This is a genomic window from Burkholderia sp. CCA53 (genome assembly GCF_001685525.1).
Taxonomy (GTDB): Bacteria; Pseudomonadota; Gammaproteobacteria; order Burkholderiales; family Burkholderiaceae; genus Burkholderia; species Burkholderia multivorans.
In genome coordinates this window covers 2,060,576-2,086,637 of the sequence record NZ_BDDJ01000002.1, presented here as the reverse complement: position 1 = coordinate 2,086,637, position 26,062 = coordinate 2,060,576, and the positions used below count along the sequence as shown (strand labels likewise).

Sequence of the window (26,062 nt, the reverse complement as noted above, 5' to 3'; positions counted from 1 at the left end):
ATGGGCGACACGGTGTCGTTCCGTCGTCAGCGGGCAGGCGCGCGCGTGCGTGCCCGGATCGGCAAGCGGCGGGTGGCCGCAGCCTGCCCGCATCCTAGCACTGCGGCCCGTGGGCCGCGAGGTCGAAAGCCGTGCATCGTCGTCGGTCCCCTCATCGGCCGCTCAGGGCCGGCGCAAGTCGAGCGTGAACGGGAATTCGCGGCTCGGCGCGGCCGCCGCGACGTCCATCCGCCCCGGCGTGTGTCCCATCGCGACGAAACGCGCGAGCCGGCGGCTTTCGGCTTCGTACGCATTGACCGGAAACGTCGCGTAGTTGCGCCCGCCCGGATGCGCGACGTGATACCGGCAGCCGCCGAGCGAGCGCTGCAGCCACGTATCGACGACGTCGAACGTCAGCGGCGCATCGACGCCGAGCGTCGGGTGCAGCGCCGACGGCGGCGACCACGCCTTGTAGCGCACGCCCGCGACGTATTCGCCGGCCGTGCCGGTCGGCTGCAGCGGCAGCGCGCGGCCGTTGACGGTCACGACGTGCCGGTTGTCGTTCAGCCCCGTCACGCGCACTTCGAGCCGCTCGACCGACGAATCGACATAGCGGACGGTCCCGCCCACCGCGCCCTCCTCGCCCATCACGTGCCACGGCTCGAGCGCGCCGCGCAGCGTCAGCTGCATCCCGTTCACCGCGATCTGGCCGAACAGCGGGAAGCGGAATTCGAAGTGCGGCGCGAACCACGCGGCGTCGAATGCGAAGCCGCTGTCGCGCAGTTCGTTCAGCACGTCGTCGAAGTCCATCTTCACGAAGGCGGGCAGCATGAAGCGATCGTGCAGCGCGGTGCCCCAGCGCGTGAGCGGCGTCGTATACGGCGCGGCCCAGAAGCGGGCGATCAGTGCGCGCAGCAGCAGTTGCTGCACGATGCTCATCCGCGCATGCGGCGGCATCTCGAACGCGCGCAGTTCGAGCAGGCCGAGCCGGCCGGTCGGCGAATCGGGCGAATAGAGCTTGTCGATGCAGAACTCGCTGCGGTGCGTGTTGCCGGTCACGTCGATCAGCAGGTTGCGCAGCACGCGATCGACGAGCCAGGGCGGCGGCGGCTCGCCGCCCTGCACGTGACGCCGGATCGCCGCGAACGCGATGTCGAGCTCGTAGAGCTGATCGTTGCGCGCTTCGTCGACGCGCGGCGCCTGGCTCGTCGGCCCGATGAAAAGACCCGAAAACAGATACGACAACGACGGATGGTTGAGCCAGTACGCGATCAGGCTCGCGAGCAGATCCGGGCGGCGCAGGAACGGGCTGTCGGCCGGCGTCGCGCCGCCGAGCACGACATGGTTGCCGCCGCCGGTGCCGACGTGGCGGCCGTCGACCATGAATTTCTCGCTCGAAAGCCGCGACTGCCACGCGGCGTCGTACAGAAATTCGGTCTGCGCGACGAGGTCGTCGAAATTCGCGGCCGGATGAACGTTCACCTCGATCACGCCGGGATCGGGCGTCACCTGCAGCATCTTCAGCCGCGCGTCGCGCGGCGGCGGATAGCCTTCGAGCACGAGCTTGACGCCGAGCGCCTGCGCGGTCGCCTCGATCGCTGCGAGCAGGTGCAGGTAGTCGTCGAGCGCGGCGAGCGGCGGCATGAACAGATACAGGATGCCGTCGCGCACCTGCGCGCAAAGCGCAGTACGCGTGACCCACGCGGCCGATTCGAAGCGTTCGGGATAGCGCGATGCGCGCGCGTCCTGTGCGCCCTGTGTGTCGTCGCGCTTGCCGTCGTCGCGCCACTGCATCACCGTCTGCGCCTGCGCTTCGCGATGCACGCCCGGCACGTAGCGCGGCGCGGCGCCCGCATCGGCCGACGCGGCCGGGCCGCCATAGCGCGCGCGCAATGCGGCGGCATCGGGCAATGCCTCGGTCGGCGCGAACGGATCGCGTTCGTACAGATGCGGATAGTCGCCGGCCGCCACCCACGGCAGCGAATCGAGCGGCAGCCGATAGCCCATCGGCGAATCGCCCGGCACCAGATACATGCGCTCGTCGCGGAAGAACCACGGGCCGGTCTGCCAGCGTGCGCCGTCGAGCAGCGGCGTGCCGTCCACGCGCCGGATCGGCAGCACGTAGCCGACGACGCTGTCGAGCCGCTGATCGAACACCTTGCGCAGCCGCGCCCGTTCGAGCTCGTCGTCGACGCGCGAATCGAACGGATCGACGTTGACGGGCAGCCGGCGTTCGCGCCACAGGTAATACCAGACGTCTTCGTAGCCGGGCCGGATGAACTCGCCGCTCAGCCCGAGCCGTGCGGCGAGCGCATCGATGAAGCGCTTCGCGTCGGCAGTGCCCAGCGCGGACGGCTCGCGTTCGTCCGCGAACAGCGACGGGTCGTCCCACACGGGCTCGCCGTCCGCGCGCCAGAAGATCGACATCGCCCAGCGCGGCAGCTGTTCGCCCGGATACCACTTGCCCTGCCCGACATGCAGAAAGCCGCCGCGGCCGTATTCGGCGCGCAGCCGCTGCACGAGCGCCGTCGCATAGCCGCGCTTGGTCGGACCCAGCGCGTCGGTGTTCCATTCGGCGCCGTCGCGGTCGTCGATCGACACGAAGGTCGGCTCGCCGCCCTGCGTGAGCCGCACGTCGCCGGCCGCGAGCGCGCCGTCGACCTGCGTGCCGAGCGCACGCACCGCCTGCCACTGCGCGTCGGAATACGGCTTCGTCACGCGCGGCGATTCGTAGACGCGCGTGACGGTCATCTCGTGCTCGAACGCGACCTCGCATTCGTCGATCAGCCCGTCGACCGGCGCCGCGCTCGTCGGCTGCGGCGTGCAGGCAAGCGGAATGTGCCCTTCGCCGGCGAGCAGGCCCGACGTCGGATCGAAGCCGATCCAGCCGGCGCCCGGCAGATAGACCTCGCACCACGCATGCAGGTCGGTGAAATCGACCGACGTGCCGCTCGGGCCGTCGAGCGACTTCTGGTCGGGCGCAAGCTGGATCAGATAGCCGGACACGAAGCGCGCGGCGATGCCGAGATGCCGGCACAGCTGCACGAGCAGCCAGCCGCTGTCGCGGCACGATCCCGAGCCGAGCTCGAGCGTCTGCGCGGGCGTCTGCACGCCGGGCTCCATCCGCACGAGATAGCGGATGTCGCGCTGCAGTCGCTGATTCAGCGCGACCAGGAAATTCACGGTGCCGGCCGGCGTGCGATCGACGCCGTCGAGATACGCGCGGAACGCCGGCGCGGCACTCGTCTGCGGATCGCAGGCGAGATACGGCGCGAGTTCGATCTTCAGCGCCTCGTCATAGCTGAACGGATACTGCTCCGCGCTGCTTTCGAGGAAGAAGTCGAACGGGTTGTACACCGACATCTCGGCGACCAGATCGATCGTGATGTCGAAATGGTCGGTGCGTTCGGGAAACACGAGCCGCGCAAGATGGTTCGAGAACGGGTCCTGCTGCCAGTTGATGAAGTGCCGGGCGGGCTCGACCGTCATCGAATACGCGACGATCGGCGTCCGGCAGTGCGGCGCGGGACGCAGCCGCACGATCTGCGGGCCGAGATTGACGAGCCGGTCGTAGCGATAGCGGGTGGCGTGGTGCAGCGCGACGTGGATGGGCATGGGAGCTCGGATCGGGGTTGGGTCGGGCCGGCGTCGCGCCGCCTCGACGCGTCGCGCGCGGCACGGCGGTGGCGACGCGCGGGTGCGTCAGACAAGTTCCGGAGACTGCGCGACGCTGATGTCGACGCCCACGGCGATCGCGCCGATGCCGGTCACCGGCTGCGCATCGCGGCAGTCGAGCCCGACCGCGATGCGCACGTAGCGCTCGTCCGGGCAACGGTTCATGAACGGATCGAAGCCGACCCAGCCGAGCCCGTCGACATGCGCCTCGGCCCACGCGTGACCGGCCGGCGGTTGCATCAGCGCGACGGGCTGCGGCCGCGCATCGAGCGCCGCCTTCGCATGCGCCGGCCCTTGCGACTGCGACTGGCCGGCATGCGATGCGCCGAGCACCTGCTGCATGCCGTCGCCGATCTGCAGCGCGAGCGCCTTTTCGCGTTCGCCGCCGGCGTTCTGCTTCGCGTCGGCGACGCGCTGCATCGCGCCGTCGGCCAGCACATAGCCGGAGACGAAGCGCGCCGGGATCTTCAGCGCGCGCGCGGCCGCGATGAACGCATGCGCATGGTCGCGGCTCGTCCCTTCGCCGCTTTGCAGCGCGGTCTCCGCATCGACGGGCGTGTCGGTGCCGTCCGGCGCATAGGCGATGCGCTCGTGCACCGCGGTCATCAACCAGTGCAGTGCGTCGAGGCTGCGCGGCTCGAGCGGCAGCGCGCCGGCCAGCGCGCGCACGACGTCGCCCGCTTTCGTCAGCACGGTGTCGCGCTCGAACAGCCACGGCGGCGCATAGCCGTCGGGATCGCCGACGATGCCGGCCCGGTCCTGCGTCTCGACGACGCCGGCCGCGACGACGACGATCTCCGGTTTCGCGCCGCGATCGTGCCGCACGAGATCGATGCGGTTGCCGAGGCCGTCGGCGTAGGACAGCGTCGGCTCGGCGCCGTCGATCGTGACCTGCCAGGCGCGCACCGTCTGGCCGGGCCCCGATTGCGGGCGCAGCCGCAGGCGCTGCAGCGCGTGCGTCGCCCGCTCGTCGAACTGGTAACGCGAGATGTGTCGGATCGCGAGTCGCATGGCAAGCCTCAGTCGAAGTTGTATGCCTCGGCGATGTCGACGCCGAGGTTGTTGTTGCGGCCGATGAAATCGGTCAGGAATTCGTGCAGCCCGCTCTTGAAGATCCGCTCGACCGACGTGTCGGACAACATCTGCAGAATCTTCGCCGCCGTGTCGTGACACGGATGCGTGACGCCGTAATCCTTCGCGAGCAGGTTCAGGCTCGACACGACGCGCCCGTAGCAATAGCGCAGCGAACGCGGCATGCGGCCGTTCAGGATCAGGTAGTCGGCGATGTTCACCGGCTTGTACTGCACGTCGTACACCCAGCGGTACGACCGGTGCGCGGCCACGCAGCGCAGGATCGTCTCCCATTGGTAGTTGTCGAGAATCGTGCCGACGTGCGACACCGACGGCAGCAGCAGGTGGTACTTGACGTCGAGGATCCGCGCGGTGTTGTCCGCGCGCTCGACGAACGCGCCGATCTGCGCGAAGTCGAAGATCTCGTTGCGCAGCATCGTGCTGTAGAAGCTGCCGAGGATCATCGCGGTTTCGCGCTTCACCTCGTCGAGCACCGCCGGCAGCGCGCTTTCCGGCACCGGCTGCGCGAAGGCACGCCGCAGCGCGAGCCACGCGCCGTTCACGCTCTCCCACGCCTCGCGCGTGAGCGCCGTGCGCACCATCCGCGCGTTCGAGCGCGCGGCGTCGATGCACGACAGCACGCTCGACGGGTTGTCGCGGTCGCGCAGCAGATAGTCGGTCACCGTATCGGCCGCATACGCGTCGTATTTCTGCCGGTAGCCGTGGTCGGCGCCCGAGCTGACGAGCACCGACGACCATTCGGCCGGCGCGTCCGACGTGCGCGTGAGTGCCATCCTCAGCCCGGCATCGACGATGCGCGCGATGTTCTCCGCGCGCTCGATATAGCGGTACATCCAGTAGAGGCCGCTCGCAGTCCGTCCCAGAAGCATCTCGTGTCCACTCCGTGTTCGTTCGATTCGCGCGGCGCGTTCGGCGCGCGCGTGCGTCGCACTCAGTCGGCCAGCACCCAGGTGTCCTTGGTGCCGCCGCCCTGGCTCGAATTGACGACCAGCGATCCCTCCTTGAGCGCGACGCGCGTGAGCCCGCCCGGCGTGATGCGGATGCGGTCGGACACGAGTACGAACGGGCGCAGATCGACGTGCCGCGGTGCGAGCCCCGCTTCGGTGAGGATCGGCGTCGTGGACAGCGCGAGCGTCGGCTGCGCGATGTAGTTCGCGGGACGCACGCGCAGCTTCGTTGCGAACGCATCGAGTTCGGCCTTCGATGCGCACGGCCCGACGAGCATCCCGTAGCCGCCGGAGCCGTGCACTTCCTTGACCACCAGCTCGTCGAGATGATCGAGCACGTACTTCAGGCTGTCGGCGTCGCCGCAGCGCCAGGTCGGCACGTTCTGCAGCAGCGCCTTGCGGCCCGTGTAGAACTCGACGATCTCCGGCATGTACGAATAAATCGCCTTGTCGTCGGCGATGCCGGTGCCGGGCGCGTTCGCGATCGTGATGTTGCCGGCGCGGTAGACGTCCATGATCCCCGCGACGCCGAGCACCGAATCGGCGCGGAACGTGAGCGGATCGAGAAACGCGTCGTCGACGCGGCGATAAAGCACGTCGATCGGCTGGAAGCCCTCGGTCGTGCGCATCGCGACGCGCCCGTCGATCACCTGCAGGTCGCTGCCTTCGACCAGATGCACGCCCATCTGGTCGGCGAGGAACGAATGCTCGTAGTAGGCCGAATTGTGGATGCCGGGCGTCAGCACGGCGACGGTCGGGTTGTCCGCGTTGCCGCCCGGCGGACAGACGGCCGCCAGCGACTGGCGCAGCATCTGCGGATAGGTTTCGACCGGGCGCACCTTCACCTGCTGGAACAGCTCCGGAAACAGCTGCATCATCGTCTCGCGGTTTTCCAGCATGTAGGACACGCCGGACGGCGTGCGCGCGTTGTCCTCGAGCACGTAGAAGTCGTTCTCGCCGGTGCGCACGATGTCGACGCCGATGATGTGCGTATAAACGTTCCCCGGCGGCCGGAAGTCGATCATCTCGGGCAGGAACGCATCGTTGTGCGCGATCAGGTGTTTCGGCACGATGCCCGCGCGAACGATCTCCTGGCGGTGATAGATGTCGTCGAGGAACGCATTGAGCGCCATCACGCGCTGCTCGATGCCGAGCGACAGCCGGTTCCATTCCGCGCCCGAGATGATGCGCGGAACGATGTCGAACGGAATCAGCCGCTCGGCGGCCTCCGCGTCGCCGTAGACGGCGAACGTGATGCCCGTCCTGCGGAACACGCCTTCCGCGTCGTGGGCTTTCTGGGCGAGGCTCGCGGGGTTCTGCGTGTCGAGCCATTGCTTCAGGCGCGCATAAGGCAGCCTGACCGTGTCGCCGGATTGCAGCATTTCATCGAACGGTTTCATCGACTTGTTCTCCATCGTTCTGCCGGCATTACGCATGCCGGACCGGCGTACACAGTGCCCTGCAAGGAGCGTGCCTTCCGGATCCCCCGCTTTCGCGCCGACTCGGCGCCGCCGGGCATGCCGCCGCACCACGGCGGTGCAGCGTTCGCCGCGCAGCGCCGCATCGATGCGCCGCGATCGCGCACGCGCGCGTGCATCGCGGCCGGCATTTTGCAAGCGCGTTAACAACTTGTTTCGGAATTGTCGGAACCGCGTCCGACGACGGCGACTCTCACTTCCACGCAGCGTTGCTGCGCTTCCCACTCAATCAATCACGACTCGAGGGAGATAACGAACGTGAAATACTTACCGCTCATCGCATTGACCGTGGCAATTTCTGCTCATGCAGCCGGCCCTGCCGTGCAGAATGTGGGACAAAGCCAGAAGCCGGCAGAAGATGTGTCGGCCTGTATCGCCAAGACGTGGGCCGACAAGTCGCAGCAGCAGGTGATCTCGCAGAACGTGCTCGCGAACGGCCTCGCGACCGACGTGTACGTGCCGGGTCAGCAGCCGCCGAACGGCGCCGCCGCGATGGTGCGTCCGTCGTGGCAGGCCGGCGCGAAGACGTGGGTGGGCCTGCGCGGCGACGCAGCGGCCGCCGGCGACATCAACGCGTGCCTGTAACGGCCGGTGCCGGACGGCGTTGCGCCGTCCTTGCACAAACAGCGAGCCCCGCTTCGGCGGGGCTTTTTTTTGCGGTGCGATGCGCGCTTACAGATAGCTGCAGACGTAATCGAGCGTCTCGATCACCTCGATGTCGAAGCGGCTCTTGCCCGGCACCGAGAACGATTCGCCCGCGCCGTAGGTCTGCCATGTGTCGCTGCCGTCGAGCTTCACGCGGCACTTGCCGGCCTGCACTTCCATCAATTCGGGGGCGTCCGTGCCGAAGTTGAGCGCGCACGGCAGGATCACGCCGAGCGTCTTGCGCGTGCCGTCCGGAAAGAGCACGGTATGCGACACGCACTTGCCGTCGAAATAGACGTTCGCGCGTTTGACGACCGACACGTCGTCAAATTGGGTAGCACTGGTCATGAAATGTCTCTCGTTGCTGAATGGAAACGCCTGAACGGCGATGAATCGCAGGCCGGCCGCGACGGCAGGCCGGCCGTCATGATACCGGGTCGCGGTCGCGGCCTGTTCGTGGAACCCGCATACGCGTCGCGCCCTAGCGCAACCCCTTGCGACGTGCGGAGTCGCGCAGGCAGTCGAGCAGCATCGCGGCGGCCGGCGTCAGTGGACTGTCGCGGCGCGTGATCACCTGCACCGACACGGCCGGCAGACGCTCGCGGATCGGCAGCACCGCGAGCCGGTCGCGTGCCCATTCGACCTCGAGCAGCTGCTCGGGCATCGACGCGAGCAGATCGGCGCCCGTCATCAGACTGTGCGCGAGACCGAAGCTCGGACATTCGACGACGCGCGTCGGCACCGGCAGCCCGTACGCGACGAACGAATTGAACAGCACCTGCGTCGAGCTTTCCGGCGACGGGTTCATCAGCCAGTCGGCATCGACGAGATCGGCGAGCGACGTCGCCGACGCGAGCGGATGCTCCTTGCGCGCGACGATCAGCGAACGGCTCGCGTACAGCTCGGCGTGATCGAATTCGGCCGCGAGCAGTTCGGGCACGACGACGGCCACCGCGAAATCGAGCGAGCCGTCGTGCAGCCGCGGCAGCGCGACGCCCGGAAATCCTTCGACGAAACTCACGCGCGCGACCGGAAAGCGCCGGCGAAACGCGCGAAACGCGTCGGGCAGGATCGTGACCGCCGCGGCCGGCGTGATCGCCGCGGCGACCGAGCCCGTCATCGCGCCTTGCGCCTGTTCGATGTCGTCGCGTGCGCGCTGCATCTCGGCGACGATCAGCCGCGCGCGCACCTGCAGCTGCTGACCGAATGCGGTGAGCTGCACGCCGCGCGCGGTGCGCACGACGAGCGACACGCCGAGCGCGATCTCCAGCTCCTTCACGGCCTTCGTCAGCGCGGCCGGCGACACGTTCAGCCGGCGCGCGGCCGCGCGAATGCTGCCCTCTTCCGCGACGGTGACGAACGCTTTCAACTGGTGATATTTCATGGCGGCAATGCGCGATTCGTGGAAACCCGAAGCCCGTCCGGCCGCGCCGCGTCAGGGTATTCCCGGCGGCAACCGGCGGTAAGCACCGAAGCAATTTATCAGCTTCTGGTACGCAAAAGAAATTTATATGCTTGCGGGTCATAAGCGCATCAAACGCCTCACCCGCCCCATCGGAGACACCATGCCCGCAGCCGTGAACCCCGTCATCCCCGGCATCGCCGCGATCGCGCCCGAACTCATCGACGTGCGGCGCCGCATCCACGCCCATCCCGAACTCGCCTTCGAAGAAACGCTGACGAGCGATCTCGTCGCCGAGCTGCTCGCCGGCTGGGGCTACGAGGTGCATCGCGGGATCGGCAAGACCGGCGTGGTCGGCGTGCTGCGCGAAGGCCAGGGTGCCCGCACGGTCGGCCTGCGCGCCGACATGGACGCGCTGCCGCTCGCCGAAGCGACCGGGCTGCCGTATGCGAGCCGTCACGCGAACAAGATGCATGCATGCGGCCACGACGGCCATACCGCGATGCTGCTGTGCGCGGCGCGCCACCTCGCCGCCACGCGCCGCTTCTCGGGCACGCTGAACCTGATCTTCCAGCCGGCCGAGGAAAACTTCGGCGGCGCGAAGGCGATGATGGACGACGGGCTGTTCGACCGCTTCCCGTGCGATGCGATCTTCGCGATCCACAACATGCCGGGCCGCGCGGCCGGCGACATGGCGTTCCGCAGCGGCGCGACGATGGCGTCGGCCGACCGCGTGACGATCACGCTGCGCGGCGTCGGCGGTCACGGCGCAATGCCGCACTACGCGCGCGATCCGATGTCGGCGGCCGGCAGCATCATGGTCGCGCTGCAGACCATCGTCGCGCGCGAAGTCGATGCGCAGCACGCGGCGGTGATCACGGTCGGCAGCGTGCAGGCCGGCGAGACCTTCAACGTGATTCCGGAAACGGTCGTGATGAAGCTGTCGGTGCGCGCGCTCGACGCCGACGTGCGCGCGCTGCTCGCGCGCCGCATCGAAGCGCTCGTGAAGGGCCAGGCCGAGAGCTTCGGCGTGACGGCCGACGTCGACTACGACTACGGGTATCCGGTGCTCGTCAATCATGCGGAGCCCACGGCCTTCGCGGCCGACATCGCGCGCGGCATGCTCGGCGACGATCGCGTGCAGATCGACGCGCCGCCGCTGATGGGCAGCGAGGACTTCGCGTTCATGCTCGAAGCGCGGCCCGGCTGCTATGCGTTCATCGGCAACGGGATCGGCAGCAAGGGCGGCTGCATGGTGCACAACCCCGGCTACGACTTCAACGACGACATCCTGGCGATCGGCGCGAGCTACTGGGTGCGCGTCGCCGAAGGCTGGCTCGCGGCCTGACGGCCTGTTCTCACGCCGCTGTGCGCTTATCGGGAAATCCCATGGAAACGTCTACCCTTTCGTTCGCCGGTACGCCGGCCGATGCACCGACCGCCGCGAAAAAGCGCCGCCTGATCGCGGCGGCCGCCGTCGGCAACGCGCTCGAGTTCTACGATTTCACCGTCTACAGCTTCTTCGCGATCCTGATCGGCAAGCTGTTCTTTCCGGTCCATTCGTCGTTCGGGCAGCTCATGCTCGCGGTCGCGAGTTTCGGCGTCGGTTTCGTCACGCGGCCGCTCGGCGGGCTCGTGATCGGCATGTACGCGGATCGCGTCGGCCGCAAGAAAGCGATGATCCTGACGCTGCTGCTGATGGCGCTCGGCACCGCGATGATCGCCGTCGCGCCGACCTTCGCGCAGATCGGCATCGCGGCGCCGCTGCTGCTCGTGCTTGCGCGTCTGCTGCAAGGATTCGCGTCGGGCGGCGAAGTCGGCGCATCGACGACGCTGCTGCTCGAACAGGCGCCGCAGCATCGTCGCGGGTTCTACGCGTCGTTCCAGTTCTCGAGCCAGGGGCTCGCCGCGCTCGCGGGCGCGCTGACCGGCGTCGCGCTGACGTCGACGCTGAGCGCCGCGCAGCTCGAAAGCTGGGGCTGGCGCGTGCCGTTCGTGATCGGCACGCTGTTCGTGCCGCTCGGCTACTGGCTGCGCCGCACGGTCGAGGAGGTGCCGTCGGCCGCGCACGCGCCTGCCGAGAAAGTCGCGTCGCTGCCGCTCGCGGACGTGCTGCGCTATCACGGCAAGGCGGTGTTCGCGGGGCTCGGCGTGACGATCGGCGGCACGTCGATCCACTACATCATCGTGTTCTACATGGCGATCTACGGCGTGCAGGTGCTGCATCTGCCGACCTGGCTGTCGATGACGGCCGGCTGCGTCGCGGGCGCGATCCTGATGCTCGCGACGCCGATCGGCGGCTATCTGTCCGACGTGGTCGGCCGCAACCGGATCGTCTGGTGGACGCGCGTTGCGCTGATGCTCGCGATCTACCCGGCCTTCATCGCGCTGAACCGCTGGCCGGGCGCCGTGTCGCTGCTGTCGATCATCGCCGCGCTGTCGGTCGTGCATGCGATCAACATCGGCGCGACCGGTGCGATGCTCGGCGAACTGTTCCCGCGTGCGGTGCGCGCGACGGGCGGCGCGCTCGTGTACAGCGTCGGCGTCGCGATCTTCGGCGGCTTCGCGCAATTTTTCGTCACCTGGCTGATCGCGGCAACCGGCAACCCGAACGCGCCGGCGTGGTATGCGATCGGCTGCGGCGTGCTGACGCTGGTCGCGGTGCGGTGCATGGACGAAAAGGCCGGGCACCCGCTCGACTGACGAGCGGGCGCCCGAAAGCTGCACGACGGCCGCAGACGCGTACGGCACGCAGTGCGCCGCGCTGCCATGCCAAGGACACGGGCCCGCCGGGCCCGTGTGTCTTTTATGGCATGTGCCGCTCAGAACGTATGCATCATCCCCACGTAGGCGCCCGTCTGCGATTCGCCCGTCATCGGGCTCGTGTTCGGCGACGCATCGCGCGGCGTCGCGAGCAGCGAGAAGTTCGAGTTGCCGCCGTTGCGCACGTACGCGACCGTCCCGTACAGGAACGTGCGCTTCGACAGGTTGTACGTGGTGCCGAGCACGTACATGATCGCGTGGCCGGACGGATCGTGCGACGCATCGCCGCCGCCGTCGCCGACCTTCACGTAGTAGCCGCCGGCCGTCATCGCCCATTGCGGCGTCGCCGCATAGGTCGCGCCGAGCCAGTAGTGGTCCGCGCGATCGGCAACGCCGGCCGGGCTGTCCGGCGCCTGGTAGTGCGTATAGGCACCCTGGATCTTGAACTTCGAAATCTTCACGTTCGCGCCGACGAAATACTCGCGCGATGCCGTGAAGATGTTGCTGAACTTGCCGTTGTTGTCGCGCAGCTCGTCGTAGATGCCGCGCACGTCGAGCACCGGCGAATGGTACGAGATCATGATCCCGTCCGAGCGGCCGAAATCGTCGGCCGCGCCGTAGTTGAAGCCGCGCGACTGGTTGCCGAACGCGTACTGCGCCTGCACGTCGAACCCGCCGATCACCGGGCTGTGATACTCGATGTTGTTGCTCGTCTGCTGCCAGTTGCGGCCGCGCACGAGCGACGCCGATGAAAACGCCTGCTGCACGAACGGATCGAATTCCCACACGCCGTCGCTGTCGATGAACAGGTTGCGGCCGGCCTGCAGCTGGCCCCACGTGTCGCTCTTCAGCCCGACGTACGCGCGCCGCGACCACAGGCGGCCGCCACCGGTGCGGCCGTTCATTACCTGGAACGCGGTCTCGAGGTTGAACACGGTCGACATCCCGCCGCCGAGATCCTCGACGCCCTTCAGCCCGAACATGCTGGTACCCCAGTCGCCGCCTTCGGCGCTCCAGCGCGTCGCGCTGCCGTTCGGCGTCGCGATGTGGTTCAGGTATTCGACGCCGCCGTCGATACGGCCGTACAGCGTCACGCTGGTCTGCGCGATCGCCACCGCCGGTGCGACGGCCGCGATCAGCGATGCGAAGTATGTGAGTCGCAAAGTGATGCCCCCTCGGAGTCTCGACCGTCCGACGCGCGCCCCATGCGCGCGCCCGGTCATCCGCGATCGATCGAAAACCGACCGGGCCCCGCCGCGCACAGCGCGAGCAAGCCGCCCGAGATCGCGATGTTCTTGTAGAAATGAATCATGTTGTTGATCTGCTCGCCGCCCGTCATCGTCCAGTAGCGGTGGCCGATGAGCGCGGTGCCGATCGTGTACAGCGCAAGCAGCAGCGCGAGCGGCCGCGTCTGGAAGCCGACCAGGATCGCGATCCCGACGACGAGTTCCATCACGACCGCGATCGCGGCGGACACGATCGGCGCGGGCGCGCCCTCGGTGCCCATGAATGCGATCGTGCCGGAGAAGTCGACGATCTTCTTCCAGCCGAACATCACGAACAGGATCACGAGCAGGATACGGGCAAGCAGCAGCAGCACATCGCGCTGGGACGCGAGAAACGGTTGGTTCGGTGTCATGGTATTGATCAGCGAAAGACGATGCGCGCGATGCGCACCGCATTGCGAACGAACCGGAGCGGGCGGCCGCACGTGCCGCCCGCCCCGCTCTGCAACAACCGGCATCGGGCCCGCCCGATGTGCTGTGCTCCTCCTGTTCCTATCGGTTGCGCCGTGTCGGCGCGCCCGACTATGTCAGCGCAGCTTCGCGACGTCCTGCTCCGTCACCTTCGCCGCCGGATTGCCGAACTGCGCGGTCACGTAGTTCGTCAGCGCGGCGATCTGCGCGTCGTTCAGATCGTAGCGGAAAGCGGGCATCCCGATATCCTCGCTGCCGATCTTGCGCTGCACGCCGTTCAGGATCACCTGCACGAGGTTCGACGGATTCGACGCGCCGACGGTGGAGTTGTGGAACAGCGACGGGTAATAGCCGTCCGGCGTGCCCTTGCCCTGCATCTGGTGGCACGTCGCGCAGTTGCCGAGATACAGCCGCGCCGGATCGATGCCCGACGACGCGAGCGCGACACCGCGCAGCTTCAGCCCGTCCTCGGCCGGCTTGCCCCACGACGACCGCGGCTGCTTCGCGTTGCTGTCGGCAACGGCCGGCACCGTGCGGACGTACGTGGCGATCGCACCGATGTCCGCTTCGGTCATCTTCGAGAAGCTGTGCTCGACCGCCTCGGCCATCGGCCCGGCCGCCTGCGCGACGCCCGGCACGCTGCCGGTGCGCAAATACTGCACGAGCTGCTGCTGCGTCCAGCTGCCGATCCCCGCATTCGGGTCCGACGTGATGTTGTAGCCGTCCCAGCCGGCGAGCACCGACCCCGCGAGGAAGCTGCCGCCGGTTTCGTCGAGCGACTTCTCCTGCATCGCGATGCCGCGCGGCGTGTGGCACGTGCTGCAGTGCGCGAGACCCTGCACCAGATACGCGCCGCGATTCCATTCGGCGCTCTGCGACGGCTTCGGCTGGTACGGGCCGTCCTTCAGGAACAGCCAGTTCCAGATCTTCAGCGGCCAGCGCATGCTGAGCAGCGCGGGAATCTCGTTCTTCGGCGGCGCCTGCTTGACCGGCTCGACGCCGTGCATGAAGTAGGCGTACAGCGCGCGTACGTCGTCGTCCGTGATCTTCGCGTACGACACGTACGGCATCGCCGGATACAGGTTGTCGCCGTTCTTCGACACGCCGTGCCGCACCGCGCGCTCGAAGTCCTCGAACGTCCATTTGCCGATGCCCGTATCGGGATCGGGCGTGATGTTGCTCGTGTAGATCTTGCCGAGCATCGGTACCGGCATGCCAAGGCCGCCCGCGTACGGCTTGCCGCCCTTCACGGTGTGGCAGGCCATGCAGTCGCCGGCGGTCGCGAGGTATTCGCCGCGCTTGACCAGCGCCGGATCGGCCGCATCGGCCGCGCGCGCGAAGCCCGGCAACGCGAGGCAGCCGGCGATGAGGAAAGTGAGAGTAGATTTCCGCACGGTCAGACTTCCTTCTTCAGCGTGTCCGACATCCGCAGCGCGAGCGCGGCGATCGTCAGCGTCACGTTTACGGTACCGACGGTCGGCATCGTCGCGCTGCTCGAAATGAACAGGTTCGGATGGTCGAACGTGCGGCAGTCCTTGTCGACGACGGAGTCGCGCGCATCGGCGCCCATGATCGTCGAGCCCGTGATGTGATTGTTCGGCGCGAATTCGTCGTTGAACACGACGTCCGTGCCGCCGAGCACCTTCGCGGCGGTCGCGTAGACCTCGCGCGTATGCGCGGCGCCGCGCTTCACGTAGTCGTCGATCGCATACGTGATCTCGGGGCGCGGAATGCCGATCGCATCGGTCGCCGTCTTGCTCGGCACGATGCGGTTCTCGGGTTGCGGCAGGATTTCGTGGAAGCAGTCGAACTGCACGTAGCGTGCGGAACGGTCGCGGATCTGCGCGTCGAGCTCGTCGGGCTTCATCAGCTTGCCGGCCTTGAAGATCTTCTGCGTCTCCTGGTCGATGCGCGACAGGTTCGACAGGTGGATCTTCTTCGCCGCTTCGGTCGCGCGGAACGGACCGTCGCGGAAACCGATCAGCGACGTCATCTCCTGCGGGCCGCGGCCCGGCCACAGCTTCTCGCTCGCATAGAACGACACGCCGGTGCCCGGATGGTCCATCAGGTTGCGGCCGACCATGTCCGAGCTGTTCGCGACACCGTTCGGGAAATCGCGGTTCGCGGACATCAGCAGGATCTTCGGCGTCTCGATGCCGTTCGCGGCGAGCACGAAATACTTGCCTTCGACGCGATGCTCGGCGCCCGTCTTGTCCTTGTAGAGCGCCGCGACGATGCGCTTGTCCGGGCCCGTCTCGAGCTTGTAGACGACCGCGTTCTCGATCAGCTTCGCGCCGGCGCGTTCGGCCTTCTCGACGTGCACGATGCCGTTGTACATCGCGCCGATCGGGCAGATCGGCATGCAGTTGTTGTTGCCGCAACAAGTCGGGCGGCCGTCGTACGGGCGGCTGTTGCGCGCGACCGGCTCGGTCACGACATGGAACTTCGGATCGTAGTTGTTCAGCGCCGTCTTGATGGTCTGCTCGTTGAACGACAACGGCAGCGGCGGCATCGGATACGGCTGCTTGCGCGGCGAGTACAGATCTTCCTCGGGGCCCGGGCCCCACACGCCGAGCTCTTCCTCCGCGCGCTGATAGTACGGCTCGAGATCGTCGTACTGGATCGGCCAGTCGCGGCCGACGCCGTACACGCTCTTCATCTTGAAGTCGTTCGGAATGAAGCGCCACGCCGACGCGGCCCAGTGCCACGTCGTGCCGCCCACCGCGCGGATGTACTGCGAGTTGAACTTGTGCTCGCCCTTCAGGATCAGGTAGTCGTTCGGCGGGCCGTACTCGGGATGCGGCGCCCAGGGGCTCGACGGGTACGGCGCCATGAAGTCCATCTTGTCGGGCTGATTGCGGAAGCGCTCGACGATTTCCCAGCGCGGCATGCGCGGGCCCGCTTCGAGCAGGATCACCGCCTTGCCCGCCATCGCGAGCTGATGCGCGACGATCGCGCCCGCGACACCCGATCCAACGACGACGACGTCGGCCTTTTGCGTATCGGTATCGGCCATCAGGCTTGCCTCTCGATCGGTTTGTCGGCCCAGAAGCCGGGTTTGTTGGGGCAATACGAACGGATCACGAGCGTATCGGACACGACGCCGAACATTAATGCTTCCTCGTACGTAATCACGACGTTGTCGACGATGCCGAGATACCAGGCCTCGAGGATCGTCAGTGCGAGCGATTCCTGTTCAGGCGTCAGCGAACCGGACGCGAGCGCGCCGGCGAGCTGCGGCAGGCTGTCGGCCGTCTTGAACGAGCCCTTCTGCAGCGCCTGCAGCAGGCGCTCGCCGATCACGCGGCTGAGCCCTTTCTTGCCGGTCAGCGATTCGGAAAGCGTCATGAACGTATCGAGCGGCGCAGTGCCGGGGTTGTCTGCAAGCGCCCGCAATGTCAGCGAACCCGTGAGGCCCGCTGCGGTCAGCGCCAGCGCGCCTTGCAACCATTGACGCCGCGTGATGCCTGATGCGGCTGCGTCGCCGTGGCGACGCGAGTGGGGAGTGTTGTCGTTGTGCATGTTTCCTTCTCTCGAACACCGGATTCGGGAAAACCACGCTTGATATTTCTCAAAAATCGGCGCGGACCTGAAATGTACGCGCACATTCCGGAACGGACAATGGTTTTATAGTCCATTCAATGTGTCGCCATTCGTAACGATCGCCATTTCGCTGCATTTTTGTGTCGTCGGCGCGACACGTGTGCGACACGAAGCATGTCGCGTTCCGCCTCACAGACGCTCGGTTAGAATCGCGTGCAATCAAACAGAAAGCTTCCCTCCGAGGGCATCGAGCGATGAAGCAACGCAAACACGATAACAAACCTGAGCGAATCCATCATCCCGATCGCGCTCGTCGTCTCTGGCAGGCAGGCGCACTCGCGGCGCTCGCCGGCGCCGCGGCGCTGTCGCTGCATGCGGGCGCGGCGCGCACCGTCAGCGTCTCGCCGCAAGGCACCGTCACCGAAGTCCGGCAGGCCGTCGTCAAGTTCGACGAAGCGATGGTCGCGTTCGGCTCGGCGTCCGCGCCGAATCCCGCGCGCGTGACCTGCACCGACGCGGCTGCCGCGCGCGGCCAGGGCCATTGGCTCGACGACAAGACGTGGGTCTACGATTTCGAAAACGACCTGCCGCCCGGCGTTCGGTGCGCGGTCGCACTGAACGACACGCTGCGTTCGGTCGCGGGCAACGCGCTCGGCGGCCCGCATCGCTTCGCGTTTCAAACGGGCGGACCGTTCCCGGTATCGGTGCGGCCCGGCGCGCGCGAGATCGAGGAGCGGCAGGTGTTCGTGCTGAAGCTGAACGGCCCGGCCGACGAGCGCTCGGCGCTCGCGAACATCTGGTGCGAAGCGGCCGGCATCGGCAACCGGATCCCCGTCGCCGCCGCAGACGGCGCGACGCGCACCGCGCTGCTCGACCACTTCGGCTGGAAGCGCGACGCCGCGCGCGTGCTGACGCTGCAATGCGCGCAGGCGCTGCCGGCCAGCGCGAAGATGCAGCTCGTGTACGGCAAGGGTGTCGCGAGCCCGAGCGGCATCGCGAACGAGACGGAGCGGCGCTTCGACTTCACCGTGCGTGCGCCGTTCGCCGCGAGCTTTTCGTGCGAGCGCGAGAACGCGAACGCGCCGTGCACGCCGCTGCGTCCGCTGACGCTGACCTTCAATGCGCCGATCGCGCGCAAGGACGCGGAAGCGATTCGGCTGCGCGGGCCGGACGGCGCACTGTCGCCGACCTTCGCGGCCGACGACCGCAGCGACGAAGTGACGACCGTCACGTTCGCCGCACCGTTGCCCGCGCAGGCCGCGCTGACGATCGAGCTGCCGACGCGGCTGCACGACGTGACGGACCGCCCGCTCGCGAACGCGGACCTGTTCCCGCTCGCGACACGCACCGCGCCGATGCCGCCGCTCGCGAAGTTTTCGTCGGGCACGTTCGGCATCGTCGAGCGTTTCGCCGAGCCCGATACGCCGGCACTCGTGCCCGTCACGCTGCGCAACGTCGAAGCCGATCTGCATGTCGCGGGCCTGAACGCCGGCGATGCGCAATTCTCGAACCTGAAGGTCGACGACGACACGGCGATCCGCGAATGGATGCGCAACGTCGAGCGTTTCGACAACTGGGCGATGACGGCCGGCGCGATCGACGAACGGATGCCCGGCCTGCTGACGCGCAAGGGCCAGCACCCTGTCTACGTGCCGCTCGCGGCCGGCGAGCGAATGCCGGCGCCGAAGGATCGCCGCATCGACGTGCGCTCGCTGTCGCTGCTCGGCGGCGAGCGCGGCGTGCAGACGCTCACGCTGCCGAAGGCCGACCCGAAGACGCTGCGCCCGTTCGAGGTCGTCGGCGTGCCGATCGACAAGCCGGGCTTCTACGTGCTCGAACTCGCGTCGCCGGCGCTCGGCCGCTCGCTGCTCGCGAAGCCGTCGACGATGTACGTGCGCACCGCCGTGCTCGTCACGAACCTCGGCGTGCATCTGAAACAAGGCCGCGACAACAACCTCGTCTGGGTCACGACGCTCGACAAGGGCAAGCCGGTGCCGAACGCGCAGATCCGCGTATCGGACTGCAACGGCGACGAGATCGCGGCCGGCAAGACCGACGCGCAAGGCCTGCTGAAGATCGACGGGCCGTTCGAGCCCAAGCGTGAATGCCGCTCGTCGGAGACCTTCAACGACTACTTCGTGTCGGCGCGCGTCGACGATCCGAAGACGGGCCGCGACATGGCCTTCGTCAGCTCGAACTGGAACCGCGGGATCGAGGCATGGCGCTTCAACGTGCCGACCGACACCGACCATGCGCCGACCGTGCGCGCGCACACGGTGTTCGACCGCACGCTGCTGCGCGCGGGCGAAACTGTCTCGATGAAGCATTTCGTGCGCACCGAGACGCTGCAGAGCCTCGCGTTCCCGTCGCAGTATCCGACGCGCGTGACGATCCGCCATCTCGGCAGCGGCCAGACCTACAAGCTGCCGCTCACGTGGGCCGCCGACCATAGCGCGGACACGCAGTTCGCATTGCCGGCCGCCGCGAAGCTCGGCGAATACAGCGTCGAGCTCGAAGACGGCCCGGACGATGCGCCGACCAGCAGCATCTACAGCGGCAGCTTCCGCGTCGAAGCGTTCCGGCTGCCGGTGCTGAAAGGCACGATCGGCGCGCGCGATGCGCAGACGAGCCCGCTCGTCGCCGCGAAGGAAGCGCCGCTCGACGTGCAGATCGACTACGTGTCGGGCGGCGGCGCATCGAACCTGCCGGTGCAGGTGTCGGCGCTGATGAAATGGGCCTCGCCGCCGTTCGCCGACCGCTTCGAGGATTTCAGCTTCACGCCGTATCGTCCCGACACCGGCGACGGCATGGCTGACGACGATGAACAGGACGACGACAGCCGATCGTCCGCGAACGGCGATCCCGACGCGACGAAGCTGATCGCCGACAAGCTGCCGCTGACGCTCGACCGCAACGGTGCCGGCGCGATCACGCTGAAGGGGCTGCCCGCGATCGACGCGCCGAAGCGCATTGCGCTCGAAGCGACCTTCGCCGACCCGAACGGCGAAGTGCAGACGATCCGCGGCGACACGATGCTGTGGCCCGCCGCGGTGGTGGCCGGGATCAAGGCCGGCCGCTGGGTGTCGGTCGGCCAGCGCGTGCCGGTGCAGGCGCTCGCGGTCGACTTGCAGGGCAAGCCGCGCGCATCGGTGCCGATCGAGATCAAGGGCGTCGCACGGATCACGACCTCGTCGCGCAAGCGGATGGTCGGCGGCTTCTACGCGTACGACAACAAGAGCGACACGCGCGATCTCGGCGTGCTGTGCTCGGGCAAGACCGACGACAAGGGCCGCATGGCCTGCGACGCGACGCTCGAACAGGCCGGCAACGTGCAGCTGATCGCCGTCGCGAAGGACGGCGACGGCCGCACGTCGAACGCCTCGACGTCGGTATGGGTCACGCGCGAGGACGAACTCTGGTTCGGCGGCGACAACACCGACCGCATCGACGTGATCCCGGAGAAAACCGCGTACGAGCCCGGCGAAACCGCGCGCTTCCAGGTGCGCATGCCGTTCCGCTACGCGACCGCGCTCGTCGCGGTCGAACGCGGCGGCGTCATGGAAACGCACGTCGTCGAGCTGAACGGCAAGAATCCGATGGTCGACCTGAAGGTCGACGCAAGCTGGGGGCCGAACGTCTACGTGTCGGTGCTCGCGCTGCGCGGCCGGATTCGCGAGGTGCCGTGGTATTCGTTCTTCACGTGGGGCTGGAAGGCGCCGGTCGAATGGGCGCGCGCGTTCTGGCGCGAAGGCCGCCACTACGAGGCGCCGACCGCGTTCGTCGATCTGTCGAAACCCGCGTTCCGCTACGGTCTCGGCGAGATCAAGGTCGGCACCGGCGTGCACCGGCTCGGCGTTACGGTGACGACCGACGCGACGCGCTATACGGTGCGCGGCACCGCACGCGCACAGGTCAAGGTCACGCTGCCGAACGGGCAGCCGGCGCCGGCCGGCACGCAGATCGCCGTCGCGGCCGTCGACGAGGCGCTGCTCGAACTGATGCCGAACGCGAGCTGGGATCTGCTCGACGCGATGCTGCGGCGTCGCGCATACGGCATCGAGACCGCGACCGCGCAGATGGAAATCGTCGGCCGCCGGCACTTCGGGCGCAAGGCCGTGCCCGCGGGTGGCGGCGGCGGCAGCGCGCCGACGCGCGAGCTGTTCGACACGCTGCTGCTGTGGAACCCGCGCGTGACGCTCGACGCGAACGGCAGCGCGACCGTCAACGTGCCGCTGAACGATGCGCTCACGCGCTTTCGGATCGTCGCGATCGCGGCGGTCGGCGCCGATCGCTTCGGCACCGGCAGCACGTCGATCCGCAGCACGCAGGATCTGCAGCTGATCTCCGGGCTGCCGCCGCTCGTGCGCGAAGGCGATGCGTTCCGCGCGCAGATCACGCTGCGCAATACGACGGACCGCGCGATGCAGGTCGCCGTGACGCCGCGCGTGACGGGGCTCGACCTCGCACCGCAGACCGTCTCGATCGCGGCGAACGCGGCCGCCGAGGTCGGCTGGACCGTGACCGTGCCCGAGCAGGCGCTCGACGCGACGGGCGCGCTGAACTGGCGCATCGAAGCGGCGGAGCAAGGCGGCAAGCGCGCGTCCGATGCACTGGCCGTCGCGCAGAAGGTCGTGCCCGCGTTGCCGGTGACCGTGCAGCAGGCGACGCTCGCGCAGGTCGACGGCACGCTGACGGTGCCCGTTTCGGCGCCGGCCGGCGCCGTCGTCAATGCGCAGGGTGCGCCGCGCGGCGGCATCGCGGTGTCGCTGCAGTCGAAGCTGGCGGACGGCCTGCCCGGCGTGCGGCGCTGGTTCGAGCGCTATCCGTACCGCTGCCTCGAGCAGCAGACGTCGCGCGCGATCGGCCTGCGCGATGCCGCGCAATGGCAGGCGCTGGTCGCGCGCATGGCCGTCTATCTCGACGGCGACGGGCTCGCCAGCTACTTCCCGCCGGCGTCCGACGACGCGCACTCGGGCAGCCCCACGCTGTCGTCCTATCTGCTCGTCGTATCCGACGAAGCCGGCCGGCTCGATCCGCGCTTCGCGCTGCCGGAAGACCTGCGCACGCAGCTCGAGGCCGGGCTCGCGCGCTTCGTCGACGGACGCATCGAGCGCAACAGCTGGGCGCCGCGCCAGGACCGTGACCTGCGCAAGCTCGCGGCGATCGAGGCGCTGTCGCGCTACGGCGCCGCGCAAGCCCGCATGCTCGGATCGATCGAGATCGCCCCGAACCAGTGGCCGACGTCCGCGCTGATCGACTATCACGCGATCCTCACGCGCGTGAAGGACATTGCGCAGCGCGACGAGAAACGCGCGCAGGTCGAGCAGATCCTGCGCGCGCGCCTCACCTATCAGGGCACGCAACTCGTGTTCTCGACGGCGCGCGACGACGATCTGTGGTGGCTGATGACGAGCAACGAGACCAACGCCGCACGCCTCGCGCTCGAATTCGCGGGCGATCCGGCGTGGAAGGACGAGATGCCGCGCGTGACCGCCGGCCTGCTCGCGCTGCAACGTCAGGGCGCATGGCAGACGACGACGTCGAACGCGCTCGGCCTGCTGGCCGTCGAACGCTTCTCGCGCACGTACGAGAGCGCGCCCGTCGCCGGCACGACGAAGATCGCCCTCGGCGACAACGAACGCACGATCGCGTGGTCGCAGCCGCCCGCGGCCGCCGACGCACCGGCATCGGCCACCGCCGCGACGCGCGCGGCCGCTGCGCGCAGCGTGCTGATGCCGTGGCCGCGCACCTCGCAGGCGCCGGCCACGCTGTCCGTCACGCAGGACGGCACGGGCCGCCCGTGGGCGACCGTCGAAAGCCTCGCGGCCGTGCCGCTGCGCGCGCCGTTCGCGGCCGGCTACCGGATCACGAAGACGGTCACGCCCGTGCAGCCGGCCGTCAGCGGCGTGCTGACGCGCGGCGACGTCGTGCGCGTGCATCTCGACATCGACGCGCAGAGCGACATGACGTGGGTCGTCGTCAACGATCCGATTCCGTCCGGCGCGACGATCCTCGGCTCGGGCCTCGGCCGCGATTCCGAAGTCGCGACGCAGGACGAGAAGCGGCCCGACGGCGCCTGGCCCGCGTTCGTCGAACGCGACTTCGACGGCTACCGCGCGTACTACGACTATCTGCCGAAGGGCAAATTCTCGGTCGAGTACACGGTGCGGCTGAACAACGTCGGCACGTTCGGGCTGCCGCCGACGCGCGTCGAGGCGCTGTACGCGCCGTCGGTGTATGGGCTGTGGCCGAATCCGCCGGTCACCGTGAAGCCGGCCGCCGCGAGCCGCCCATGAGCGCGACGCGCGCGCCGAAGTCGCCGCGGTTCGCGCGCACCGCAGGCCGCCTGCTGCTTGCGACCGCGCTCGCGTTCGCGGCGCCGGCCATCGCGCACGCGCTGCCGAGCTACGACGACGTACGCGGAGCGTGGCGCAGCACCGACTGGGTGCTGCTTGCCCGCGACGGCACGCCGCTGCAGCGCACGCGCGTCGACCTCACCGAGCGGCGCGGCGACTGGGTGTCGCTCGCCGACGTCTCGCCCGCGTTCCGCGAAGCGATCGTCGTGTCCGAGGACAAGCGCTTCTACGCGCACAGCGGCGTCGACTGGCGCGGAATCGCGGGTGCCGCGTGGGGCAATCTCTGGAACGAGCGCACACGCGGCGCCTCGACGGTGACGATGCAGCTCGCGGGCCTGCTGGGCGATTCGCCGCGTCGTTCGGGGCAGCGCTCGCTGCCGCAGAAGGCCGTGCAGGCGATGGACGCGCTGCGCCTCGAGCGCAGCTGGCGTAAGGACCAGATTCTCGAGGCTTATCTGAACCTCGTGCCGTTTCGCGGCGAGACGGTGGGGCTCGCCGCGCTGTCGCAGGTGCTGTTCGCGAAGGCGCCGTCCGGCCTCGATACGCGCGAGGCCGCGATCGCCGCCGCGCTCGTGCGTGCGCCGAATGCGACGCCGGCGAAGGTCGCCGAACGCGCGTGCCGGATCCTGCGCGACATGCGCGCCGCCGACGCTTGCACGTCGCTCGACGGCTACGTGCAGCTCGTCACGGCGCGCCCCGCCGCCGCGGTCCGCGACGACGGCGCGGCGCTCGCGCCGCATTTCGCGCGGCGCATCGCCGCCGAAGTACGGCCGGCCGCGGGCGCGCGCGTGCGCTCGACGCTCGATGCGTCGCTCCAGCGCTTCGCGCGCGATACGCTGACGCGTGCGCTCACCGAGCTGAACGCGCCCGCGCACCGGCGCAACGTGCAGGACGGCGCGGTCGTCGTGCTCGACAACGCGACGGGCGAAATCCGGGCGTGGGTCGGCTCGTCCGGCGCGCTGTCGAGCGCACGCGACGTCGACGCCGTGCTCGCGCCGCGTCAGGCCGGGTCGACGCTGAAGCCGTTCCTGTACGCGCAGGCGATCGACGAGAAGCGGCTGACCGCGGCGTCGCTGCTCGACGACGCACCGATCAACCTCGCGGCCGGCGGCGGACTGTACATCCCGCAAAACTACGACAAGGACTTCAAGGGCTGGGTCAGCGTACGCAGCGCGCTCGGCGGCTCGCTGAACGTCCCGGCCGTGCGCACGCTCGTGCTCGTCACGCCGCACCGCTTCGCGCGCACGCTGACCGCGCTCGGCCTGCCGCTCGCGCAGGAAGGCGACTACTACGGCTTCAGCCTCGCGCTCGGCAGCGCGGACGTCACGCTGCTGTCGCTGACGAACGCCTACCGCGCGCTCGCGAACGGCGGCGTCGCGCGCAAGGTCGTCGACCTGCCGGCGCCGGCGTCCGGCGCCGCGTCGCCCGCGCGCGCAGCGGACGGCACGCGCGTATTCAGCGAAGCCGCCAGCTTCATCGTCACCGATATCCTCGCCGACAACAACGCGCGCGTGCGCACGTTCGGCTTCGACAACCCGCTCGCGACGCGCTTTTTCTCGGCGGTGAAAACCGGCACGAGCAAGGACATGCGCGACAACTGGACGATCGGCTATACGTCGCGCTATACGGTCGGCGTGTGGGTCGGCAATGCGGACGGCTCGCCGATGTGGGACGTATCCGGCGTGACGGGCGCCTCGCCGGTCTGGTCGGCGATCGTCGGCTATCTGCACCGCGACGTACCGAGCCGCGCGCCGCGCGCACCGTCCGGTGTCGAAGCGCGCCGCATCGCGTTCGAGCGCGACGTCGAGCCGCCGCGCAACGAATGGTTCGTCGCGGGCACCGCGCTCGACACGATCCGCCTGGCGGCGCCGGTCACGCCCGACAAGAACGGCACGCGCGCGCCGTTGACGATCGGCGCGCCGACCGACGGCACGATCTTCGCGATCGATCCCGACATTCCGCCGAAGCACCAGCGGATCTGGTTCGAGCGCACGGCCGGCCGCGCGGCGCGGTTCGCGTGGCGGCTCGACGACAAGATCATCGGGCACGGCGATCGCATCGCATGGATGCCGTGGCCGGGGCGGCACCGGCTCGAACTCGTCGATGCGCGCGGCAACGTCGCCGATGCGATCGGCTTCGAGGTGCGCGGCGCGTTCGCCAAACCCGACGCGCGCAAGCCGTAACGGCCGGCGCGCGTCGGTTCGCGGGCCGCGCGCGGAAGCCGGGTGCCAGCGTGAGCGACATTGCGGCTTGCTGCCGTTGCCCGACGCTGCATTGCGCGCCGCCGCCGAGTTTTTTGGTCATCCCTCGTTCGCGCGCCGCGCGCCGAAGCCGGGTGCCGGCGTGGGCGGCAGTGCCGCTTGCTTCGGTTACCTGACGCCGCATCGCGCGTCGCCGCCAAGACAGACAAGCGTCGCGCAAATCCCGGACATAGAATAGGAGCGGCGCCACGCGCGCCCCACTCCGGCTGCCCCTTTCCCCGAGC

At 68.6% G+C, this 26,062-nt stretch carries 16 protein-coding genes; 5 read left to right on the top strand and 11 right to left on the bottom strand.

The window, feature by feature from the left end:
* Nucleotides 1-162: 162 nt before the first annotated feature.
* The 4 genes from BCR55_RS25530 to BCR55_RS25515 all read right to left on the bottom strand — a co-directional run bounded on the left by BCR55_RS25530 (nucleotide 163) and on the right by BCR55_RS25515 (nucleotide 7,093).
* On the bottom strand, nucleotides 163-3,594 hold the full coding sequence (locus BCR55_RS25530; protein ID WP_065496457.1) for a DUF2126 domain-containing protein: 3,432 nt from the start codon (nucleotides 3,592-3,594) through the stop codon (nucleotides 163-165).
* Between the two features lie 87 nt (nucleotides 3,595-3,681).
* A complete protein-coding gene (locus tag BCR55_RS25525) occupies nucleotides 3,682-4,665 on the bottom strand; it encodes a transglutaminase family protein (protein ID WP_065496455.1) in 984 nt (327 codons plus the stop codon).
* Nucleotides 4,666-4,673: 8 nt separating this feature from the next.
* Complete coding sequence (locus BCR55_RS25520; protein WP_006396908.1) at nucleotides 4,674-5,615, bottom strand: alpha-E domain-containing protein; 942 nt, start codon at nucleotides 5,613-5,615, stop codon at nucleotides 4,674-4,676.
* Nucleotides 5,616-5,677: 62 nt separating this feature from the next.
* Nucleotides 5,678-7,093: a circularly permuted type 2 ATP-grasp protein gene (locus BCR55_RS25515; RefSeq protein ID WP_035488112.1), complete on the bottom strand. Its 1,416-nt coding sequence runs from the start codon at nucleotides 7,091-7,093 to the stop codon at nucleotides 5,678-5,680.
* 336 nt (nucleotides 7,094-7,429) lie between these two features.
* Between BCR55_RS25515 and BCR55_RS25510 the strand changes: the two genes are divergently transcribed.
* Entirely contained in the window at nucleotides 7,430-7,756 is a 327-nt protein-coding gene (locus BCR55_RS25510; protein ID WP_012216902.1) for a hypothetical protein, read from the top strand.
* Nucleotides 7,757-7,843: 87 nt separating this feature from the next.
* On the opposite strand, the gene BCR55_RS25505 is transcribed toward BCR55_RS25510, so the two are convergent.
* Complete coding sequence (locus tag BCR55_RS25505; RefSeq protein ID WP_053298464.1) at nucleotides 7,844-8,164, bottom strand: pyrimidine/purine nucleoside phosphorylase; 321 nt, start codon at nucleotides 8,162-8,164, stop codon at nucleotides 7,844-7,846.
* A 133-nt stretch (nucleotides 8,165-8,297) separates the two neighbouring features.
* Complete coding sequence (locus BCR55_RS25500) at nucleotides 8,298-9,200, bottom strand: LysR substrate-binding domain-containing protein (protein WP_006403396.1); 903 nt, start codon at nucleotides 9,198-9,200, stop codon at nucleotides 8,298-8,300.
* Nucleotides 9,201-9,381: 181 nt separating this feature from the next.
* Between BCR55_RS25500 and BCR55_RS25495 the strand changes: the two genes are divergently transcribed.
* Both BCR55_RS25495 and BCR55_RS25490 read left to right on the top strand, forming a co-directional pair.
* On the top strand, nucleotides 9,382-10,566 hold the full coding sequence (locus BCR55_RS25495) for a M20 aminoacylase family protein (RefSeq protein ID WP_006403395.1): 1,185 nt from the start codon (nucleotides 9,382-9,384) through the stop codon (nucleotides 10,564-10,566).
* A 41-nt stretch (nucleotides 10,567-10,607) separates the two neighbouring features.
* Nucleotides 10,608-11,921 (top strand): MFS transporter, encoded by a 1,314-nt coding sequence (locus tag BCR55_RS25490; protein WP_006403394.1) that lies wholly within the window; start codon nucleotides 10,608-10,610, stop codon nucleotides 11,919-11,921.
* Between the two features lie 119 nt (nucleotides 11,922-12,040).
* On the opposite strand, the gene BCR55_RS25485 is transcribed toward BCR55_RS25490, so the two are convergent.
* The 5 genes from BCR55_RS25485 to BCR55_RS25465 all read right to left on the bottom strand — a co-directional run bounded on the left by BCR55_RS25485 (nucleotide 12,041) and on the right by BCR55_RS25465 (nucleotide 17,200).
* Complete coding sequence (locus tag BCR55_RS25485) at nucleotides 12,041-13,144, bottom strand: porin (protein ID WP_006403393.1); 1,104 nt, start codon at nucleotides 13,142-13,144, stop codon at nucleotides 12,041-12,043.
* Between the two features lie 56 nt (nucleotides 13,145-13,200).
* On the bottom strand, nucleotides 13,201-13,620 hold the full coding sequence (locus BCR55_RS25480) for a DoxX family protein (protein ID WP_006412656.1): 420 nt from the start codon (nucleotides 13,618-13,620) through the stop codon (nucleotides 13,201-13,203).
* A 174-nt stretch (nucleotides 13,621-13,794) separates the two neighbouring features.
* Nucleotides 13,795-15,072: a cytochrome c gene (locus tag BCR55_RS25475; protein WP_006403391.1), complete on the bottom strand. Its 1,278-nt coding sequence runs from the start codon at nucleotides 15,070-15,072 to the stop codon at nucleotides 13,795-13,797.
* A 2-nt stretch (nucleotides 15,073-15,074) separates the two neighbouring features.
* The gene (locus BCR55_RS25470) at nucleotides 15,075-16,694 is read right to left on the bottom strand and encodes a GMC family oxidoreductase (RefSeq protein WP_006396898.1); all 1,620 of its coding nucleotides are present in this window, start codon (nucleotides 16,692-16,694) and stop codon (nucleotides 15,075-15,077) included.
* Nucleotides 16,694-17,200: a sugar dehydrogenase complex small subunit gene (locus BCR55_RS25465; protein ID WP_006396897.1), complete on the bottom strand. Its 507-nt coding sequence runs from the start codon at nucleotides 17,198-17,200 to the stop codon at nucleotides 16,694-16,696. The genes BCR55_RS25470 and BCR55_RS25465 overlap by 1 nt, the downstream gene beginning before the upstream one ends.
* Nucleotides 17,201-17,475: 275 nt before the next feature.
* On the opposite strand from BCR55_RS25465, the gene BCR55_RS25460 reads away from it, so the two are divergent.
* Together BCR55_RS25460 and pbpC are read left to right on the top strand one after the other, a co-directional pair.
* On the top strand, nucleotides 17,476-23,517 hold the full coding sequence (locus BCR55_RS25460) for an MG2 domain-containing protein (protein WP_065496453.1): 6,042 nt from the start codon (nucleotides 17,476-17,478) through the stop codon (nucleotides 23,515-23,517).
* A complete protein-coding gene (gene pbpC / locus BCR55_RS25455) occupies nucleotides 23,514-25,760 on the top strand; it encodes a penicillin-binding protein 1C (RefSeq protein ID WP_053298498.1) in 2,247 nt (748 codons plus the stop codon). Before BCR55_RS25460 ends, pbpC begins: the two co-directional genes overlap by 4 nt.
* Nucleotides 25,761-26,062 lie beyond the last annotated feature (302 nt).

Coding starts and splice junctions, on each gene's coding strand:
- BCR55_RS25530 (WP_065496457.1), bottom strand. CDS start 3,594: ATGCCCATCCACGTCGCGCTGCACCACGCCACCCGCTATCGCTACGAC.
- BCR55_RS25525 (WP_065496455.1), bottom strand. CDS start 4,665: ATGCGACTCGCGATCCGACACATCTCGCGTTACCAGTTCGACGAGCGG.
- BCR55_RS25520 (WP_006396908.1), bottom strand. CDS start 5,615: ATGCTTCTGGGACGGACTGCGAGCGGCCTCTACTGGATGTACCGCTAT.
- BCR55_RS25515 (WP_035488112.1), bottom strand. CDS start 7,093: ATGAAACCGTTCGATGAAATGCTGCAATCCGGCGACACGGTCAGGCTG.
- BCR55_RS25505 (WP_053298464.1), bottom strand. CDS start 8,164: ATGACCAGTGCTACCCAATTTGACGACGTGTCGGTCGTCAAACGCGCG.
- BCR55_RS25500 (WP_006403396.1), bottom strand. CDS start 9,200: ATGAAATATCACCAGTTGAAAGCGTTCGTCACCGTCGCGGAAGAGGGC.
- BCR55_RS25495 (WP_006403395.1), top strand. CDS start 9,382: ATGCCCGCAGCCGTGAACCCCGTCATCCCCGGCATCGCCGCGATCGCG.
- BCR55_RS25490 (WP_006403394.1), top strand. CDS start 10,608: ATGGAAACGTCTACCCTTTCGTTCGCCGGTACGCCGGCCGATGCACCG.
- BCR55_RS25480 (WP_006412656.1), bottom strand. CDS start 13,620: ATGACACCGAACCAACCGTTTCTCGCGTCCCAGCGCGATGTGCTGCTG.
- BCR55_RS25470 (WP_006396898.1), bottom strand. CDS start 16,694: ATGGCCGATACCGATACGCAAAAGGCCGACGTCGTCGTCGTTGGATCG.
- BCR55_RS25465 (WP_006396897.1), bottom strand. CDS start 17,200: ATGCACAACGACAACACTCCCCACTCGCGTCGCCACGGCGACGCAGCC.
- BCR55_RS25460 (WP_065496453.1), top strand. CDS start 17,476: ATGAAGCAACGCAAACACGATAACAAACCTGAGCGAATCCATCATCCC.
- pbpC (WP_053298498.1), top strand. CDS start 23,514: ATGAGCGCGACGCGCGCGCCGAAGTCGCCGCGGTTCGCGCGCACCGCA.